General features: G+C 35.3%; 17 protein-coding genes. 13 read left to right on the top strand and 4 right to left on the bottom strand.

Translation table 11 applies throughout. The features are described from left to right. The first annotated feature begins 106 nt into the window (after nucleotides 1-106). The 7 genes from ABH959_RS18355 (at nucleotide 107) to ABH959_RS18325 (ending at nucleotide 6,688) form a co-directional block, all read left to right on the top strand. Nucleotides 107-985, top strand: a complete 879-nt coding sequence (locus ABH959_RS18355) for an ROK family protein (protein ID WP_113937981.1) — start codon at nucleotides 107-109, stop codon at nucleotides 983-985. A gap of 128 nt (nucleotides 986-1,113) precedes the next feature. Beyond that, on the top strand, nucleotides 1,114-1,710 hold the full coding sequence (locus ABH959_RS18350; RefSeq protein WP_113937980.1) for a TerD family protein: 597 nt from the start codon (nucleotides 1,114-1,116) through the stop codon (nucleotides 1,708-1,710). 26 nt (nucleotides 1,711-1,736) lie between these two features. Continuing rightward, entirely contained in the window at nucleotides 1,737-2,321 is a 585-nt protein-coding gene (locus ABH959_RS18345; protein WP_002010225.1) for a TerD family protein, read from the top strand. Nucleotides 2,322-2,401: 80 nt separating this feature from the next. Beyond that, a complete protein-coding gene (locus ABH959_RS18340) occupies nucleotides 2,402-2,980 on the top strand; it encodes a TerD family protein (protein WP_002091197.1) in 579 nt (192 codons plus the stop codon). Nucleotides 2,981-3,053: 73 nt separating this feature from the next. After that, the gene (locus ABH959_RS18335) at nucleotides 3,054-3,845 is read left to right on the top strand and encodes a TerC family protein (protein ID WP_113937979.1); all 792 of its coding nucleotides are present in this window, start codon (nucleotides 3,054-3,056) and stop codon (nucleotides 3,843-3,845) included. Between the two features lie 110 nt (nucleotides 3,846-3,955). Next, nucleotides 3,956-5,587 carry a YceG family protein gene (locus ABH959_RS18330; RefSeq protein ID WP_404493023.1) on the top strand — a complete coding sequence of 544 codons (1,632 nt, stop codon included), beginning with the start codon at nucleotides 3,956-3,958 and terminating at the stop codon, nucleotides 5,585-5,587. An 18-nt stretch (nucleotides 5,588-5,605) separates the two neighbouring features. After that, nucleotides 5,606-6,688, top strand: a complete 1,083-nt coding sequence (locus tag ABH959_RS18325; protein WP_002029585.1) for a toxic anion resistance protein — start codon at nucleotides 5,606-5,608, stop codon at nucleotides 6,686-6,688. A gap of 138 nt (nucleotides 6,689-6,826) precedes the next feature. On the opposite strand, the gene ABH959_RS18320 is transcribed toward ABH959_RS18325, so the two are convergent. Continuing rightward, nucleotides 6,827-9,493 carry a cation-translocating P-type ATPase gene (locus tag ABH959_RS18320; RefSeq protein WP_404493022.1) on the bottom strand — a complete coding sequence of 889 codons (2,667 nt, stop codon included), beginning with the start codon at nucleotides 9,491-9,493 and terminating at the stop codon, nucleotides 6,827-6,829. A 192-nt stretch (nucleotides 9,494-9,685) separates the two neighbouring features. Beyond that, nucleotides 9,686-9,910: a DUF1128 domain-containing protein gene (locus ABH959_RS18315; RefSeq protein WP_113937976.1), complete on the bottom strand. Its 225-nt coding sequence runs from the start codon at nucleotides 9,908-9,910 to the stop codon at nucleotides 9,686-9,688. 175 nt (nucleotides 9,911-10,085) lie between these two features. Between ABH959_RS18315 and ABH959_RS18310 the strand changes: the two genes are divergently transcribed. From ABH959_RS18310 to ABH959_RS18300, 3 genes are read left to right on the top strand one after another with little or no spacing between them, the layout of a single operon-like run. Further along, on the top strand, nucleotides 10,086-10,550 hold the full coding sequence (locus tag ABH959_RS18310; RefSeq protein ID WP_002139513.1) for a low molecular weight protein-tyrosine-phosphatase: 465 nt from the start codon (nucleotides 10,086-10,088) through the stop codon (nucleotides 10,548-10,550). 53 nt (nucleotides 10,551-10,603) lie between these two features. Next, nucleotides 10,604-11,119 (top strand): DUF4075 domain-containing protein, encoded by a 516-nt coding sequence (locus ABH959_RS18305; protein ID WP_002139514.1) that lies wholly within the window; start codon nucleotides 10,604-10,606, stop codon nucleotides 11,117-11,119. 5 nt (nucleotides 11,120-11,124) lie between these two features. Beyond that, on the top strand, nucleotides 11,125-11,994 hold the full coding sequence (locus ABH959_RS18300; protein WP_002063656.1) for a YihY/virulence factor BrkB family protein: 870 nt from the start codon (nucleotides 11,125-11,127) through the stop codon (nucleotides 11,992-11,994). A 183-nt stretch (nucleotides 11,995-12,177) separates the two neighbouring features. Here the strand turns inward: ABH959_RS18300 and ABH959_RS18295 are convergent, their stop codons facing one another. Further along, complete coding sequence (locus ABH959_RS18295; RefSeq protein ID WP_242311325.1) at nucleotides 12,178-14,103, bottom strand: heavy metal translocating P-type ATPase; 1,926 nt, start codon at nucleotides 14,101-14,103, stop codon at nucleotides 12,178-12,180. A 426-nt stretch (nucleotides 14,104-14,529) separates the two neighbouring features. Between ABH959_RS18295 and ABH959_RS18290 the strand changes: the two genes are divergently transcribed. The 3 genes from ABH959_RS18290 to lepB all read left to right on the top strand — a co-directional run bounded on the left by ABH959_RS18290 (nucleotide 14,530) and on the right by lepB (nucleotide 17,109). After that, nucleotides 14,530-15,480, top strand: a complete 951-nt coding sequence (locus ABH959_RS18290) for a DMT family transporter (protein WP_061676181.1) — start codon at nucleotides 14,530-14,532, stop codon at nucleotides 15,478-15,480. Between the two features lie 124 nt (nucleotides 15,481-15,604). Further along, a complete protein-coding gene (locus tag ABH959_RS18285) occupies nucleotides 15,605-16,285 on the top strand; it encodes a lysoplasmalogenase (RefSeq protein ID WP_404493021.1) in 681 nt (226 codons plus the stop codon). A gap of 287 nt (nucleotides 16,286-16,572) precedes the next feature. Continuing rightward, on the top strand, nucleotides 16,573-17,109 hold the full coding sequence (gene lepB, locus ABH959_RS18280; protein WP_113937974.1) for a signal peptidase I: 537 nt from the start codon (nucleotides 16,573-16,575) through the stop codon (nucleotides 17,107-17,109). Nucleotides 17,110-17,320: 211 nt separating this feature from the next. Here the strand turns inward: lepB and ABH959_RS18275 are convergent, their stop codons facing one another. Then, nucleotides 17,321-20,089, bottom strand: a complete 2,769-nt coding sequence (locus tag ABH959_RS18275; RefSeq protein WP_404493020.1) for a tetratricopeptide repeat protein — start codon at nucleotides 20,087-20,089, stop codon at nucleotides 17,321-17,323. Nucleotides 20,090-20,118 lie beyond the last annotated feature (29 nt).

Here is a 20,118-nt window from a genome sequence, read left to right as displayed (position 1 = left end):
AAAAGGTGGTGTATTTCTAAAGGGAGAAAAGAGTTAATGTAAATTCCTTGCAAACAGTAGAGTGATGGAGAATTTACACTCATAACAGTAGAGGAAGTGGCAACGGATGAAAGAATATATTGCATTTGATATTGGTGGTACGCAAATTAAATATGGAATTGTTTCAGAAATAGGTGTAGTACTAATACATAAAAAGGCCCCGACAGAAATTCACTTGGGCGGGGAACAAATTGTTCAAAAGCTTATATATTTATCAAAAAAGTTAATGACTGAATATACTATTTCCGGAATTGGTATTAGTACAGCGGGAATTGTTGATATTGATAAAGGAGTTATAACGGGAGGTGTGGATCATATTCCGCGTTATGCTAATATTTCTATTGTTGAGAGATTACAAGAAGTATTAAAAGTTCCTGTATCTATTGAAAATGATGTTAATTGTGCAGCCTTAGGAGAGAAATGGAAAGGTACAGGAAGGGGAGAAAGCGATTTTATTATGCTTACGCTTGGAACTGGCATTGGTGGAGCAATTGTTATAAATGGAGAGTTATACCGTGGACATTTGTTTGGCGCTGGGGAATGGGGGAACATGTTAATAGAAGGGAAAACTTTTGAGGAGGTTGCCTCAATTTCGGGATTAATTCATCTTGTACGAAGATATAAAGGTAAAAAGGAGTGGGATGGTAAAATAATTTTCGAATTATATGATAAGGGTGATAGCGGTGTTACTCAAGCCGTGAAGATTTTCTTTAAACATTTGGCGATTGGTATTAGCAATCTTGCTTATATTTTTAATCCGAAAATGATTATTATTGGTGGGGGAATTACTGAAAGAGGCGATGATTTCTTAAATGAAGTGAAGGAAGAGATAGGAACATACTTAAATCAAGAGATTTATAGTAATTGTGAGATTAAACTTGCGCAAAGCGGTAATTGTGCAGGAATGATTGGCTCTATTTACCACTTATTACATCAGTATAAATAAATATAGTATCTGTTTTCATATAATTGAGAATTTATCCTTTTTCTCATTAGATAAATAATGCTACAATATAAGAGAAGAATACAATGTTTTCCGAGTTGGAAAATGCTTTGTAGAAAGGAAGAAACTTCATGCCTATTATTTTAGAAAAAGGACAAAAGATTGATTTAACGAAAGGACAACCTAGAGTAGCGAAAATGCAGGTTGGCTTAGGCTGGGATCCAATTGGGCAATCAGGTGGATTTCTGTCTTCATTATTTGGAAGTAAACCAAATGTAGATTGTGATGCATCAGTTGTTATGTTAGAAGGGGATCGTTTTTTAAACAAAAATGATTTAGTTTACTTCGGCAACAAACTTTCTACTTGTGGTAGTATCATTCATTCAGGAGATAATTTAACAGGTGAAGGCGCTGGTGACGACGAAACAATTTTCGTAGAATTACATAAAGTTCCGAGCCGTATTAATCGTCTAGTATTCGTTGTAAATATTTATGACTGTGTAAATCGTCGTCAAGATTTTGGGATGATTCGCAATGCATATATTCGTATTCAAAACCCACAAACAGGTGAAGAATTAGCGCGTTATAACTTGTCAGATAATTATGCTGGCAAAATGACTTTAATTGCAGGTGAAATGTACCGACATGGAAACGAATGGAAGTTTTCAGCAGTGGGAGAAGGAACACAAGATAAAAACTTAAGTGAGATTGTATCACGTTACCAATAAAATAAACCAAGGAGGAATAGTATAATATGGCATCTATTTCATTGAAAAAAGGACAAAAGGTAGACTTAACAAAAACAAATCCAGGTCTTTCGAAAGTTCTTGTAGGACTTGGTTGGGATACGAATCGTTATGATGGACAAAACGATTTCGATTTAGATGTTAGTATCTTCTTAGTAGGTGCTAACGGTAAAGTTTCAGGAGCAGAGGATTTCGTCTTCTATAATAATCCAAAAGGTGCGAATGGTGCTGTAGAGCATTTAGGAGATAACCGTACAGGCGAAGGTGAAGGCGACGATGAAACAATTAAAATAGACTTAAAAAATGTTCCTGCTAACATTGAGCGTATTTGTTTCACAATTACAATTTATGATGGAGAAGGCCGCAGCCAAAACTTCGGACAAGTTTCTAATTCTTTCGTACGTATTATGGATGAAGAAAAGAATGCAGAATTAATTCGTTACGATTTAGGAGAAGATTTCTCTATTGAAACAGCTGTAGTAGTAAGCGAATTATACCGTCACGCAGGTGAATGGAAATTCAATGCAATCGGAAGTGGATTCCAAGGTGGATTAGGTTCTCTATGTAATAACTTTGGTTTAGATGTAGAGTAATAGATTTATATATCCATCAGTGAAACGCGTATTTACTGATGGATATATTTTTAAAAATTAAAATATAGAGGTGAATATATATGGTTATTCAATTGCAAAAAGGACAGAAAATAGATTTAGCTAAAACAAGCCCAGGTTTATCAAGAGCAGTAATTGGTCTTGGATGGGATATTAAATCTTATGATGGTGGATCTGATTTCGATTTAGATGCATCTGCCTTTTTATTAGATGCGAACGGGAAATGTACGAAGGAAACTGATTTTATTTTCTATAATAATTTACAGTCTCCTTGTGAATCAGTTTTACATACAGGAGATAACCGTACAGGTGCAGGTGACGGTGATGATGAGCAACTTGTTGTCGATTTGAAAAAGGTTCCAGCAGATGTTCATAAAATTGCTATTACAGTTACAATTTATGATGGTGAAGGCCGTAATCAAAACTTTGGACAGGTTGCAAATGCATTCGTTCGTTTAGCAAATGAAGAAACAAATGAAGAAGTTCTTCGTTTTGATTTAGGGGAAGATTTCTCCATTGAAACAGCAGTTGTCTTTTGTGAATTATATCGTCATAATGGACAGTGGAAGTTTAGTGCAGTAGGAAGCGGATTCCAAGGTGGATTAGGTGCGCTTGTAAAAGCGTATGGCTTGGATGCATAAGAAGGGAAACGACATTCGTTTCCTTTTTTTGACCTTTCTATAAATCTAGCAAAGAATAGGGGATAAAGGTAAGATGAGTATTTTGCAAGGAATCCTTGATACGTATGCTCAGTTTTTCGACTTGGACATGTGGATTAAAGTGTTACAAGATCCAGTATCTTGGGGGTTAATAGGTACACTTGTTGTACTTGAAGGCTTATTATCTGCCGATAATGCACTCGTATTAGCAGTAATGGTAAAACATCTTCCAGAAGAAAAACGAAAAAAAGCATTATTCTATGGACTGATTGGAGCTTATGTATTCCGTTTTATTGCAATTGGAATCGGAATGTTCTTAATTAAATTGGCCTGGGTAAAAGTGTTAGGTGCGCTTTACTTAGCTTGGCTATCAATTAAATATTTCATTGATAAAAGAAAAGGCAATTCAGAAGAAGCGGAAGCCCATGGTATGAACCAAAACAGTATTCTCTTCAGAATGTTCGGTGTTTTCTGGGGGACGGTTGCGATGGTTGAATTAATGGATATCGCATTCTCTGTAGATAGTGTACTTGCTGCATTTGGTGTATCGAATGAAGTTTGGATTTTACTATTAGGTGGAATGCTCGGTATTTTAATGATGCGTGGTATCGCTGGCGTATTCTTAAAATTGTTAGAGCGTATTCCAGAACTTGAAACGACAGCATATATTTTAATTTTAATTATTGCAGCAAAAATGCTACTGTCTGTCATTCATATTGAAGTAAGTCATACGCTGTTCTTTATTATTTTAGTTATAGCGTTTGGAGCAACGTTTATACTTCACTACATGAAGAATTCTGGACAAGCTAAAGAAGAAGTTGCAGCTACTAAAAGTGAACATAAATAATTGAAATGGGTTTGCTCGTTATGCGAGCGCCCATTTTTTATAACTAAAAATAGTTTATAATAGAAGAGAAACTTTAGAAAAAACGTAAATGTTTTTGGAGGTGAACTGTTGTGTTTTCACGTTTTACACTTCAACCATGTGCATTAAAAGAAGAATCAGATTTAAAGCAATTTGAAGCGCTTTTAGAAAAACGTCCACAATATGAACTGACAGAGAATGAGATGAAATTTAGTTACATAGCAAGTCGCATTCTTGGTGTACCTAATGATGTAGATGAATATTTCAACGGGCTATTTGATTATAGTGAAGCAAAAGGGATCGAGGTTTTGCATGAACAAAATTTAAATAAGGTGATTGATCCCGAAAAACTGCGCCATATTCAAGAAGTTTTTGCATTACATCAAGAAGCGCCGAATGGACTTACCGTCAATAGGCTTGTAGCACATTTGTCTGGAAAACAACTATTACCACAAGTAGACAATCCTGATTTACAGCATTATATACATACGACGTTTATTTCTGCATTGAAATTGTATGAGAAACAACATAATCAATCTTTAAAAACAGAAGGATTCCGGCGTTTCTTAATCGATATGATTAAATTAAGTGAAAATTACGTAGCAAAGTGGTTTTCTACAATTAATTATAAGAAGCAAATGCCACGTATCGTTTGGTACGGTGATGCGACGGAGAGTCGTATATATTTCTTATACTTTCTTATTATGCTCGGCTGTGATGTGCTTTATTATCATCCAGAAGGAAAAGATGGATTTGAGAGTGTAGATGAGGAAGGAAAGACCTTTGTCGTATCTCATTCAGGACGTATTTCATTGGAACCATTTCCTGATCGGCGTCGTGAACGCGTCGCAACAGTAGCTTATCAAGCTTCAAAAGAAATCGAGCAAGTACTTCACCATGATAATTCATTATTATACAAACCGTGGCAATTCCGTTCGTATACACCTGTAGCCCGTACGCTCAAAACGACGTACGATGAACTCTTTTTAATTACGAAAGAAAAGGCATTTGTACGTCCAACATTCTTTGTTGAAAATAAGCATATTTATATTCCTTCTTTATTTGCAAAAATATCAGGCGTTTCAAAGAATGATAAAGAATATTTTCAGCGATTAAAGACTGTTACATCATTTGATAACAGTTTATTAATTAATACATTCCCGTTTACGAAAGAACAAAAAGCGAATTTCCAATATCATTATCGAGATGCATTGGACCGCGGGGGAAAGTTACATCCGGATTTAATTATGAACAGCCATTGGTGGCCGCATAAGCGTTTACCAGAAGGATTACAACATGGTATTGCAGAAGCAATGATCCATACGTGTGAAAGTGAAATGTGTAAACCAATTGCGAAAGAGACGAAACAAGATGTAGCGCTGTATGTTTTCGCACAACTCTCTCAAATACCACCGAACATTTTAGAGCAGCTTGAGAAATTTGATTATTCGCAAGAAGTACCGAAAATTGTTATATTTAATAATGAGAAGAGCGGAGAATTAAGTCGTTCTGATGCTGTGTTATTACTATTTTTAAATCAAATTGGAGTAGATGTATTCCACTTTAATCCAACGGGGAGAAACGATATTGAACCGTATATTCAATCAGGAGCATTTGATTCACATTGGCTTGAAGAAGTTAATTTCGATCTTGAATTTCATGGTTCATCAGCCTATAAAAATTTATCACAAACAATAAAAGGACTATTTCGTCCATTTTTATAAGGAAAGGGAGAATACCATATGAATAACCCAGTCGTACTAGATTCGAAAACAGAATTGAATGAGCAAACCGCACAAGATGTTCGCTTGCAACTTAGACAAGATGCAGAAGTGCAACGTATTTATAACGCAGTAGACATTAAAGATCAATTAGAATTAATTGAACTCGGAAAAGAACCTTCTATGGAAATTTCACGTTTCGCTGATCAAATTTTACATACAATGTCTTTATCGAAAGTAGAAGACTCTGGTGAATTATTAAAGCAGCTCGGTAAAATTATGGACAGATTTGATAGTAAAGACTTTGCGGAAGAGAAAAGTGGTTTCTTCTCACGTATGTTCAAAAAAGCAGATAAAATGATTGAACAAATCTTTAGTAAGTATCAGACGATGGGTCGCGAAATGGATAAAGTATACGTAGAAATTACGAAGTATCAAGATGAAATGAAAAAATCAATTGGTACGTTAGATGGTTTATATGAGCAAAACTTAAAGTATTATTTAGACTTAGAAAAATACGTAGTAGCAGGGGAAATGTTATTAGAGCGTTTAAATACAGAGTTAGTTCCGATGTACGAAGAGCGCATACGTAATAATGATCAGTTAGCGGGTATTGAATTAGAATCGCTTAAAAACTCTGTTGAAATTTTAGAACAGCGTATTGATGATTTAGAAAAAGCACGTATGGTTGCTCTATTAACAGCACCACAAATTCGTATGATTCAACGCGGTAACAATAAATTAATCGGTAAAATCAATACAGCATTTATTACAACGATTCCTATCTTTAAAAATGGTATCATTCAAGCGGTAAATGCGAAACGTCAAAAGCTTGTTGCGGACTCTATGGCGGAACTTGATCGCCGTACAAATGAATTACTTAAGAAAAATGCACAAAATATCGCAACTCAAAGTGTGGAAGTAGCGAGATTATCAGGTTCTTCTAGTATTAAGATGGAAACACTTGAGGAAACTTGGAACATTATTTCAAGAGGTATGCAAGAAACACAACAAATTGAAGAGCAAAATAAACGTGAGCGTGAAGAAAGTCGTAAGCGTATGGCTACATTAACAGAGAATATCAAAAAAGAATTACAAGGATAAAGTGAAACTTTAATCAGTGGGGGATGTTCATCTCCCGCCTAACTTCTTTGCTCTAGCCGAATTTTGAGGTGGGAGTCTTACTGCACGGCAAATAGCAGGATAAACAAAAGGGCAATGAGGAATATTCCTCATTGCCTTTTATTTTCTCTTAAATAATTTAATGATTTCATTCACAACAAGCGGAATGATACTTAACAAGAGAACAAATCCCCAATCTCGCATTGTTAATGCATGCACACCGAATATATTGGCAAGAGGTGGGATGGAAATGATACAAACTTGCATAAGAACACCGATAAGAAGGGAGAAAACTAAATATTTATTTGTAAATATCCCAATTGAAAAAATTGATTTCGTTCTTGAACGTAAGTTAAATGAATGAACGAGTTGAGAAAAACTAAGAACGACAAATGCCATCGTTTGAGCGTGTAATAGAGCGTCTTCATCAATTTGATCTGGGAAGAGAGGAAATAAATTTGTATCTCCTGTATAGAGCTTTGCCCCAACGATAAAGGCTGTTAAAGTAAGAAGTCCAATTACAACCCCATTGAAAATAAGAAAAGGAACGCTGCCGCTAAATAAGCTTTCTTTCGCATGTCGTGGTTTTTCCTTCATCACATCTGGATCTTCAGGATCAACACCGAGTGATAATGCAGGCAGTGTATCTGTAATTAAATTTACCCACAAAATGTGAATAGGGCGTAGTGGTGTTGCCCAGCCGAGTAAAATAGCTAAAAAGAGAGCTATAATTTCGCCGAAGTTACAAGAGAGTAGGAAGAGAATAGACTTTTTAATATTACGATAAATATTTCTTCCTTCTTCAACAGCTTTCACAATAGATGAGAAGTTATCGTCTGTTAAAACTACATCTGCTGCGCCTTTTGCGACATCTGTTCCTGTAATTCCCATTGCTACTCCAACGTCTGCTTGTTTTAAAGATGGAGCATCATTTACACCGTCACCAGTCATGGAAACGATATTTCCTTTAGCACGTAATGCTTTTATAATCTTCACTTTATGTTCTGGAGAGACCCTAGCGAATACATTTAAGTGGTTAATTTTACTTGCTAGTTCTGTATCTGGAATGTTATCTAATTCAGTTCCAAGCATAATTTCAGATTTTTCTTCAGCGATACCAAGTTCTTTGGCAATTGCAAAGGCGGTATCCTTATGATCGCCAGTAATCATAACTGTACGAATACCAGCTTTTTTACACTCTGTAATGGAATCTTTTACTTCTGTACGTGGTGGATCAATCATACCGACAAGACCGATAAAGATGAGATTTTCTTCGAGATGATTTATATCCACATCGCTTGAATTGTATTGTTTAAATGCGAATGAAAGTACTCTTAAAGCTTCTTGAGACATTGACCCGGCAGCGTCTAATATTTGATTTTTATCAGAATCTGTTAGGACCTCGATTTTGTTATTTATAAAGATATGGGTGCAGTGAGGTAAGAGTTTATCAATAGCACCTTTCGTCATGCTATAGTAGCTTTCATCGTATGTATGCACGGTTGACATCATTTTACGATCTGAATCGAAAGGGAGCTCGTTAACGCGTTCATGTGCATTTTCTAACTGATCTTTTTGAATGTTAAAAGAGCTTCCGGCAACAAGAAGGGCAATTTCTGTAGGATCCCCTGTTTGTGAGTCGGTACCGTAAGAAGCATCGTTACATAAAACCATATTTTCTAATAATAGACGGTGTGCATCATTATTTACATTCAAATTTTCTAGCTGGTCGTATGTGCGATCACTATAAAAGTGAGTAACAGTCATTTTATTTTGAGTTAATGTACCTGTTTTATCTGAACAAATAATTGTGACAGAACCGAGAGCTTCAACAGCTGGTAGTTTACGAATGATAACGTTTTGTTTAATCATACGCTGAACACCAATTGCAAGAACGATGGAAACGATAGCTGGTAAGCCTTCTGGAATGGCTGCAACAGCTAAACTAATTGCGGTCATAAACATTTCTAACGTATCCCGGCCCTGTAAAAAACCGATGAGAAACATAGTAGCACAAATAGCTACAGCGACAAAGCCTAAATATTTTCCTACTTGTGCTAAGCTTTTTTGAAGTGGTGTCATATCATCGTCTGCTTCATGTAAAAGGGTAGCAATCTTACCAATTTGTGAGTGCATCCCAGTTTCAACAGCAACGCCGACGCCACGTCCGTATGTTACTAGCGTCGACATAAAAGCCATGTTTTTTTGATCGCCTAACGGTACTTGTTCATCACTTTGCATGGAAGGATGGTAGACTGCATCTTTATCAACGGGGACAGATTCACCAGTTAGAGCAGATTCTTCAACCTTTAAATTAGCAGTTTCGATAAGCCGTAAATCACATGGTATATATCGTCCGGCATCAAGCATAACGATATCACCTGGAACGACGTGCTCAGATGGAATCTCTTTTAGTTCACCATCTCGCTTTACGATAGCTTTAGGTGTTGCCATCTTTTTCAATGCTTCTAAAGCCTGTTCCGCTTTCGATTCTTGGATTACACCAATAACAGCATTTAAAACTACAACGAGCGCGATAATACTTGCATCGGCCCATTCACCTACAAAGGCGGAAATAAGGGAAGCGATAATAAGGACATATACGAGGACGTCATTAATTTGGGCGAAAACGCGCTGCCATAAAGTACGTTTTTGCTTGGTAGCTAATTCATTAGAACCATATTGCTTTAAACGTTCATTTACGATTTTATCTGTTAAACCGTGTTGTTCATTTGTTTCTAGGTCGATTAATGTTTGATTTTTCGTCTTACTGTACCAATTGCTCATAAGTAAGCACCTCCAGTAAAAACAGTTAGCAATGGTAGTGTGGCAATTTTTTTAGAGTAGTATGTATGGAGAAAAAATCTAAGGTGAGGTTCTACTTTCATTGTACAGTAATTTAGAATGTGAGGAGGAAAAGAGAAGAGTTGTCATGAATTTGTTGAAATTAAAAGAGCCTCGAATACGTGAGGCTCTTTGTCATTTTTTAATTAATGTACCTAATTCCTCAGTAATAGCTTGCATTTCACTAATACTGAATGTTTCACGTTTCATAACGTGCTCATAAATGTCACGTAAGTCCTCGTACATTTCTTCGTTAAAACTAGCAGCTCTCATTGCTCCAGCATTAACCATGCGTAATTTTTCTTTAATAGCTTCTACCATATATTCAACGTTTACTTCTGATTTTACGGATAAATCCACCGAAGTGTCCCCCTTTAAAATAACATAAGGCTATCTTAACATTTTTTTATCATTTTCGTTAATGAAACTTTTCAATCCTATTAAATTAGTAGGGATTTCCTTTATAATTAATAATTGGTTGTTTATACTATAGATATATATTAAGAAATGCACCAAGAAGGGAAGAGACAAAAATATGGTCCGAGTATTGTTTGTTTGTCTTGGGAATATTTGTCGTTCTCCAATGGCAGAAGCAATTTTTCGAGATTTTGTCGTAAAAGAGGGACTCGAAGAGAAAATTGTCATTGATTCTGCAGGAACTGGAGATTGGCATATTGGTCATCCACCACATAAAGGAACAAAAAAAATTTTAAAAGAAAATGAAGTCTCTTTTGAAGGAATTAAAGCACGGCAAGTAGAAAAAGAAGACTTAACAAAGTTTGATTATATTATTGCCATGGACAACAAGAATATAGCGGATTTAAAAAGTTTTGGTAAAACTGGAGGCTATATTGGTAGACTGTCCGATTTTGTTCCAGACGGTGGCTGGACAGACGTTCCTGACCCTTACTTTACAGGGAACTTCCAAGAAGTGTATGACCTTGTAACAGAAGGGTGTGCAAAGCTAGTAGCTTTCATTCGAAATGAACAAGGAATATGAGGAAGCTTAGAAAGTAATACTTTCTAATATAAGAAATGAAAGGGTGAAGGAATATGGCAAAGAAAAATAATATTGCTCGAAACATTGCGCTTGGTGTAGCTGCAGGTGTAGCTGTATCTATGTTGAAGAAAGAAAACCGTGAAAAAGTAAAAAACACTGCTGAAAAAGCAAAAACAAAGATGATTGAAATTGGTGAAAATGCGAAGATAAAAGAAAAAGTGCAAACTGTTACAGATAAAGGACGCGAACTTGCTGATTTTAATGTAGTGAAAGCGAAAGTAGCAGAAATCAAAAAATTGACGCCGTCTGTTGTAGAAACGTTAAAAGAAACGAAAGAAATTTTTAGTAAGAAAAAAATCGTGCCAGTAGAAAAGCCGGAAACGATTGAAATTCAAGCTGTATCTCCAAAGGTAGATGAGCTTAAAGCAGAAGAAGAGCCAGTGGTAGCTGAAGATGGTGGTATGAAAGAAGCGCGTGAATTATTTATGAAAGACTCAAATGCAGAGGAAAAAAAAACTGAAGCATACATTGAGCTAAAGCAAAATAAAGAAGAGAAGAAAAGCGTCTAAAAAATATGAGGAAATTTCTAGAAAAAGCAAAAAGAAATCGCACTTTTTCGTTTGGGAAAGATTTATATGACCGGACGATGCGCGATGATGTAGCGGGCTTAGCAGCACAGCTCGCTTATTTCTTCTTGCTTGCGATTTTCCCTGGGCTTGTTTTCTTAATTACGCTTCTTGGCTTTATTGACCTTCAAACAGAAAGTGTGCTCAATTTATTAGAACCGTACGTACCAGAAGATGCGATGAACTTAATTGAAGTAAACGTAGATAAAGTTGTAAACGAACAAAATGGTGGTTTATTATCATTCGGTTTACTATCGATGTTATGGTTTGCTTCAAACGGGGTGAATGCGGTTATGAACGCTTTTAACCGTGCTTATGATGTAACAGAAACCCGTTCTTTTATTAAAACAAGAGCTTTATCTATCGTGTTCACGTTAGCGATAATTTTTATGATTGTGTTTGCACTAATCGTCCCAGTATTTGGACAAGTGATTGGGGCAGCCGTGTTTAAAGCAATTGGTTTATCGGATAGTTTTTCTTATGTTTGGAGTATTACGCGTTTGGTAGCAAGTTTCTTTGTCTTAATCGCTTTGTTTAGCTTTTTATATACATTTGCGCCTGATCGGAAATTAAAGCGAAGAGAAGTCATATCGGGAGCAATATTTGCTACTGTAGGATGGATTGTGGTATCGTACTCATTTGCCTATTATGTAGATAAATTTGCAAATTACGCTAATACATATGGTGGTCTCGGTGGTATCATTATTTTAATGTTATGGTTTTACTTAACTGCATGGGTAATTTTACTTGGCGGTGAAATTAATGGTTTACTCCATCATTATAGAACGGGTGACAATAATTCCCGTAATGAAAAATGAGCTCTTGTTCCATAATAAAAGGGAACAGGGGGGATATTTCATGAGTAATAATAAAAAGAACCACAATAATAAAAGTAATAATAAACAAAAGAGCAGTTCGCATCCAAAGCATAAAACGAGCAGTAGTGCGAACGGTCACAATAGCTACCATTAAAAAAAAACGGGTCCTTTATCAGGGACCCGTTACTTATTTCCTTTTAATAATCGTAAGCCATTCAAGATTACAAGAATGGTACTTCCTTCATGTCCAATAACACCGAATGGAAGAGCTAAAAACTGCAAGAAATTAGAACAAATCAGCATTGCAATGACAGCTAAAGAGAAGATAACGTTTTGCCTCACAATACGGTTCATTCGTTTTGATAAACGGATTGCTTGAGAGAGACGAGATAATTCGTTTTTCATAAGAACAACGTCTGCAGTCTCTAATGCTACGTCTGTTCCTTCACCCATTGCAACACCAATACTAGAAGTAGCGAGTGCAGGTGCATCGTTTATACCATCTCCAACCATGGCGACTATGCCGTACTTTTCTTTTAACTGCTTTATCGTTTCAACTTTTGTTTCCGGTAAACATGATGCGTAATATTCTTTTATATTACTTTCATTGGCAATTGCTTTTGCTGTTTCTTCATTATCACCAGTAATCATGATTGCTTCGACACCAATGCTTTGCAAATCACGAATAGCCGCTATCGTTTCTTGGCGAAGGGTATCTTTTAAAGCGATCAGTCCAAGAATACCATCCTCATCACTAATATAAACGACAGTTTTCCCCTCTTTTTCAAGTGAAGCAGAAATGCCATTATGAAATGTCTTTGTTTCTTCTCCAATAAAATCAGCTTTACCAATTTTATAAGATTTGTTTTCTAATATTCCTTTTAATCCAAAACCAGTTACATCTTCAACGTTTTCTGGTTTTTTTATCGTAATGTCGTAAGCATGTTTTGCATATTTAACAATCGCTTCTGCTAAAGGATGTGTAGAGTGACTTTCAATCGCTGCTGTAATAGAAAGTACTTCACTTTCTGCTATGCCTTCTCGAACATATACATCTGTTACAGTAGGTTTTCCTTGTGTTAATGTTCCTGTTTTATCAAAGGCAATCGCCTTTACTGAAGCTAGACGTTCTAAATGAATACCACCTTTAAAGAGAATACCGTTTCTCGCTCCGTTTGAAATTGCTGATAAAGTTGCCGGTGTAATGGCTGCAACTAGCGCACAAGGAGAAGCGACTACAAGTAAGATCATCGCGCGGTAAAACGTTTCATTCCAACTCCAATCAAGTAAGAAATGAGGAACAAACATCATAAGCGCAACAACAAGTAGTACACCTTTTACGTATGTTCCTTCAAATTTTTCGATGAATAGTTGTGATGGGGATTTTTCGCTTTGTGCACTTTGAACGAGACGAATAATCTTTTGGAATAATGTTTGATCGCTCGGCTTCGTAATTTTAACTTCAATAGCACCACGTAAATTTACAGTGCCGGCAAATACTTCATCGCCGAATTTTTTCTCATTCGGAATGGGTTCTCCTGTAATAGCAGCTTCATCAATATTTGTTTCACCAGTATGAATTGTGCCATCAGCAGGAACACGCTCACCTGGCTTAATTAAAATAATATCGTTAATTTGTAATTGTTCAACTGGAACACGTTCCGGAGTTCCGTTTGAAATACGTAATGCTTCTTCAGGTTGTAGATCAAGAAGCGCTGAAATTTCTTTTTGGCTTTTACTTAATGTATAAGATTCCATTGCTCCGCTTAATGCAAAGATGAAGATTAAAATAGCACCCTCTGCCCAGTAACCAATAACTGCGGCACCGATAGCTGCAAAAATCATGAGCATTTCAACATTTAGCTCTTTCTCTTCAATTGTGTCTTCAATACCTTCTTTTGCTTTTGCAAATCCTCCAACTACATAAGCAAGGATATATAAAGTAATACCTGCACTTATTGCATCATTTTTTGTGAATAACCAACCAGCTAAAATAAAAATACCAGATGCGATTGCAAATATAAGTTCATAATGTTTCTTTAATGTATCCCATAAAGAGGGATGAGAAATATCTTTTTGTGCTTGTAATGTTTTTACTTCTGCGTTCATTAATACTCGCTCCTTCCGAATTCTTATTGAGAAAAAGAATCAAAATCGAAACCCCTATAAAACGACGAAAGCTGCCATCCATAATGGATAGCAGCATTTCTGTTGAATCTGGTTTTAATAGTTATTATATTGTAATTATTCTATAGTATAGCATATGTTTTTCTTAGATGATATGTTTTTGTTTTAGTATAAAGTGAAACTTTAATTAGTGGGGGTTTTGTTCATCTCCCGCTGATTATTAGCCCTCGCCAATCGGGCTTTTACGGGCAGCAGGGCTCCCAGCTAACTTCTTTGCCCCAGCCGAATTTGGAGGTGGGAGTTTTACTGCCCGGCGAATAGCGGGATAAACTGAAAACTTGTGTTTTCGTATTTCCTTTGGTATATATGAATATTGTTCATAAAAAGGTCGGAAAGGAAGACATCAAGTTGAAGACAGAGAAATTTTTCACCCATCCGATTGGCGTGTTTATTGCTGCAATAGTAGCAACATTTTTATGGGGAAGCGCATTTCCCTTTATTAAATTAAGCTATGCTGAACTTGGAATTCAGCCACAAGAAGTCGGGGAACAAATATTATTTGCTGGCTATCGCTTTTTCTTATCTGGTGTAATGCTCTTATTATTTTTTAAAGCGTTAGGAAAAGATATGAAGTTCAAAAAAGGAACAGGAAAGCAGTTAGTTCAAATTGGCTTGTTTCAAACTTTTCTTCAATATATATGTTTTTATATTGGAATGAGTTACAGCTCAGGAATTGAAGGAGCGATTATTTCAGGAACATCATCATTCTTTCAAATTTTACTCGCACACTTTTTATATAAAGATGATGCTCTAAATAGGCGAAAAGTAATTGGAGTAGCTATCGGTTTTTGCGGTGTGATTTTAGTGAATGTACCGAGTGATGGAAGTTTATCATTTCATTTTGGAATAGGTAGCTTATTACTTCTTGGGGCAGCCATGATGTATTCGTATGGAAACATATTAGCGAAAGAAGGTAGTAAAACATTAGATATTGGGTATATGACAGCATATCAGATGATTTTCGGATCAATGGGGTTGCTATGTATAGGTGCATTTCAAGTTGGAATGATGCCATTCATATTTAATCTACATGCAATACTTATGCTCATATATTTATCGTTCTTATCAGCAGCCGGATTCTGTATATGGAATACAATTATGAAGTATAACAAAGTAGGGAAAGTCTCAATGTATATGTTCTTTATACCAGTTTTTGGTGTACTACTATCAAGTCTAATTTTAGGGGAAGCAATCCATTCCTTTGTACTATTTGGTTTAGCGTGTGTCGCAGCTGGAATTATTGTAGTAAATCGTAACCCGGTTAAAAAGAAAGTTGAGCAAGAAAAACAAGTAGCATAGAGAACAGAAAAACGATTAAAATGGAAGAACAGTATTGTTCTTCTTTTTTTACATAGAAAAAGGAGAATGTGATATATGTAACGAAAAAAAGATAGAATAAAGCATTTATTGAGGAGAACATATTATGAATGTACTTTACATTGTGTTAGTCGGGCAAATTATTCTTTTTTTAATGGGAGCAATTTATGCAATAGGACAGACGAAGAGAACGAGAAATAATATGCCGTTACCTTTAGCCGTTCGTCTTATTCTTAGTTTTTCTTTAACAGGAAGTGCAATTTGGATATGGTTACAAGATCCATCGGCTGAGTACAGTACGTGGGTTGCACTCGGTATGACTTTATCAACTGTAGGGGATTTATTTATGGCAGGATTAATTCCAATTGGTCATCGATTAATGGGAGGAATGGTTACTTTCGCTCTTGCACATTGTTTCTATGTGAAAGCATTTTTACAAACAGGTATTTCATGGAATGGTTTTTGGATCGGTTTACTCGTATACGGACTCTTTCTAATTATAGGGTGGTTTTTCTTTATTCGAAATGAAAAACAAGACAAACTTTTTACAATAGGCGCTCTAATTTACGGTTTGTGGGTTGGAGGAATGGCATGTTTTGCATTCGCCTTATATTACGAGAATATAGGAATATGGTGGATACCAGCACTTGGTGGTTTACTGTTTGTGATTTCTGATTTTATTATCGGCGTGACAGATATCGGAGGGCGCAAACTGAAGTATGAACCGCTTTGGATTTGGTTTACATATGTCGCAGCGCAGATGTGTATTGTATATGTAGGATTATAAAAAGATACTCTCAAAAATAGTTGATAGACTATTTTGAGAGTATCTTTTTTATTGCTATGTTATTATATTTGTTTGTTTAATTTGTGTAGTAATTTATACTTTCTAAGCATAAATTTCATAGGAAAAGTCCTGTTTGATAGATGGAAAACATAGTATATAAAAATAGTGAATTTATAGGGAATATTATTTTTATATTTGTAATATTCTAATGTTGCAATTCAGAATTTTGTGGAAATTAACTAGTCGGAGTACTTATAATAAAAATAAAAAGATGATGAGATGGTGGAATGATGCAAAAGAAAAAACATTTGCGTGAATTCTTTGAAATAATTGCAATTGCATGTTTATTAGTGTTTTTGGCAAAAATCTTTTTGTTTTTCCCTACGACTGTAAAAGGAGCATCGATGAGGCCGACGTTACAAGATGGAGATAAAGTAATTATTAATAAACTTGCAAAGAGATTTGAAAGTTATGAGAGAGAGGATATTATTGTCGTGAAGACAGATAATTTCTACGTGAAGAGAGTTATTGGATTGCCAGGAGATGTAATTGAGATGAAGAATGATCAATTATATGTTAATCATCAAGTGAAAAATGAAGAGTATTTAAAGAATAATAAAAAACAGGCAGAAAAATTACTTATCAATTTAACTGAAGATTTTGGACCGATTACAATTCCTAAAAATAAAATTTTTGTGATGGGAGATAATCGTTTAGTTAGTAGGGATAGTAGGAACGGCTTAGGGCTCATTGATAGAACAGAAGTATTAGGAAAGTTCATGGCGATATATTATCCATTTGAACATGTGAAAATTGTAGATTAAAAATAAGAAAAACCAAGCGAATTAGTTGCTTGGTTTTTCTTATTTAAACAGTTGGTGTTTTATTTATCCCGCATTAACGGGCAGTAAAACTCCCACCTCAAAATTCAGGTGGAGCAAAGAAGCTAGGTGGGAGTGGGGCTGCCCGTAAACGCCCGATTGGTGAAGGCTAATAATCAGTGGGGGATGAACAAAACCCCCACTGATTATAGTTTCACTTTATTGTTTCTTGTGAAGCAATATGTTCATTATTTTGGTCGATATTTAACATGAATTTCCGTTGTAACAATTGCAATTTAAAGAGTGTTAAAGGATCATGATAAGTTTCTGGGTTCGTTCTTAGCTTTGTTAATGTTTGCTCATCTTCTTGTATTTCAAGTTGGGCCGCTTCTACGGTTTGTTTCAATATGCTAAGAGGGTCTTTAAAGAACATCATGATATCCCGTTCTAGCGCACCTTCAAACACTTCAAATTGTAGGAAGAATTGTTTTGAAATCATCTGAGCAACTTCTGTATAATCTTCTGTTTCAATATATTGTTTATATTTATTTGATAGCATAGATTGATTTTTTTGCATATTACCGAATAACTTTCCTGCACTTTTTAAGAAAAATTGTGTCGGTGTAAAGCGTAATAAAATATTGATGTTAGCTACTGTAATTCTATTCGTCATTCTTGCAACATCTCTATCCCAGTCATCTAGTAATTTGAAATCACAAGGAAGTTTAATACGCTCTTCCTCATAGAGCTTATTAAAGGTATCGCTCATTTCATCTAAATAAGCCTGAGCTTGAATGAATTCATTATGAGCAGTTTCAATCCATTCTTGAATAGACCCAGTAAACTTAGGAAGGAGCACTTGCTGTACATGTTTTTGAATTCTTTCATTCATTGCTACATTTAGTTCTTCATGGACCAGTTTGAAATCACTATCTTCTTGAACGAGGTCAGAGCAACTCTGCAACAATTCAGGAATTTGAGAATGTATATCCTGCGTAATCTCTTCTTTCGTTAAGAGATAAGATTCTGTAATAGAACGAATTTTATCTTTTTGAATGGCAGTAAGATTATTAATAAAACCATCAAGTTTTACTAAAATATGTTTATTCCAGCGAACGGATTTCACTAACGTATTTTCTAATTCCACACGTTCATTTACAAGGTATGCAATTGTTTTTTGGATAAACCATAATAATTTTTCAATGCGTTCTTTTTCCACGTTACGCTGAGTAAGGTTAGAAAGAATAGAGTCTGTTACGTTACCTAGCTGTTCACTACTCTCTTGTGAAGGAGAGTAAGGGAAAAAGTGTGCTTCTGGGAAATGTACGAGTATTTTCTTTTTAATGCTGTTCGTGATATTTTCACTAGTATTCGTATCAATTGTTTGTAAGACGAATTTAATTTGTAAATTTGGTACTTGCTCACGAATATATAATAATGTATCGAGCTCTTCATCATGTAATGGTGAAGCTGAATTTAGTACATAGATGAGACTATCTGCTGCCTGTAAGTATTCAAAGTGAGAGCTGTTTTTGTCAAGTTGTCCATGCACAGTAGGTGTGACAAGGAATGAAAACTTATTTTTTCGTAAAAATCTACTTGGTAATTTAACTTCAATACATTTTCTTTCTAGTTTTGACTGAGAAGGTACCGCTAGTATGTTATGAAGTTCGTCAAAGTTTGGTATATTTCGTATATCTAGTTCTGTAAGCTCAGTTATTTCAGTTTGACTATCATCTTTAAATGTAATTGAAGTTGTTATAGCCTCATTTAATATATTTTCTCCTAGTATAGAGTTAATAAAGGCTGATTTATCATAATCGCTAGCTCCTGCTACTAGAAGTTGTGTAACAGTTAAATCGTATAACTCACGAACAAGTAGTGTGAATTGATGACCTAAATCTACATCATTCTTCTCAGCCCATACAGCAATCGTTTCAAATAATGCTGATACGTCTGCCATATCAACATTTGCATGAGCTGATGCATTTGAAAGTAAGGCAAATGCGCTTTTTACGAGTAATGATTCTAGAGTTGTCGGTGAAACTTCATTCCATGCTAATACTGCTGCGGAGACAAGTAAAGAATCTTCCGCTTTCGTTAAACTAAACCAATTTGTTAATAAATCTGGTACAAGTCCTTGTAATTCGTGCATGAAATGTTGTCCAGTAATCAATTCGAAGTACGTCTCTTGATAGCGAGTAGAAATTTCATTCCAATCATCATTAGCATCTACTTCAATATGTAAGAATAGGTGATTTATTGTTTGAATCCAAGGTAGGTGGAATGATTCATTTTCATAGCTGTTCCAAAGTGAAATAACAAGTTCTTTAAACTGAACTTGATCAATAGCATATAAGGCTTTTAAAGATTCATAGAAATACTCAGGTTTTATCTTGTTAGTAAAGCCTCTGTTTACATAATTGATTAAAGTATCAAACCAGTGTAAAGATTTAGTTCGAATTCCTTCTTGAACCGCTAGTTCAATAGCATTATTCCAATCTTCTTGTTTTTCATAGAACGATCGAGCGATTGCAGTAATATTTGGATAGTCCGGTTGAAACGCAACAGCGTCACTAATCGTCTTAAATGCTAGACCTAAACGATTTTGCTCGATATAAAGAGAAAGAAGTTGTAGGGAAACTTCCATCGTAAGAGTTGTATCTTCTGTTTGGATAGATTTATAAATTTCTTCTGCTTTTGGTAAGAAATCTAATTCGAAATAAGCATCTGCAATATTCTTCATAGCCCAGAGAGCAAGTTCATTATTTACTTTCTCCCATTTGAATATAGCGGCTTCAAAGTCGTTAGTTTGGAAATAAACTTCACCTTGTGCAAAGCGAATATTAGATATGTTGGAGAATTCATTTTTTGATTCATTTATATATGCTTCACCGAGTACTTCCGCTACCGGAATGGAAGAGTCTTCTGTTAAAAATGTTTTATAGTAAATCTTTTGGATAAATTGTTTTTCAATGGTCATGTTCGTTCCCCCTGTATAATTTAGAAAAA

Origin of the sequence: Bacillus sp. RC51, assembly GCF_044908115.1 — a bacterium.
In the GTDB taxonomy this organism is placed as follows: domain Bacteria; phylum Bacillota; class Bacilli; order Bacillales; family Bacillaceae_G; genus Bacillus_A; species Bacillus_A mycoides.
This window is presented reverse-complemented; position numbering and strand designations above follow the sequence as displayed.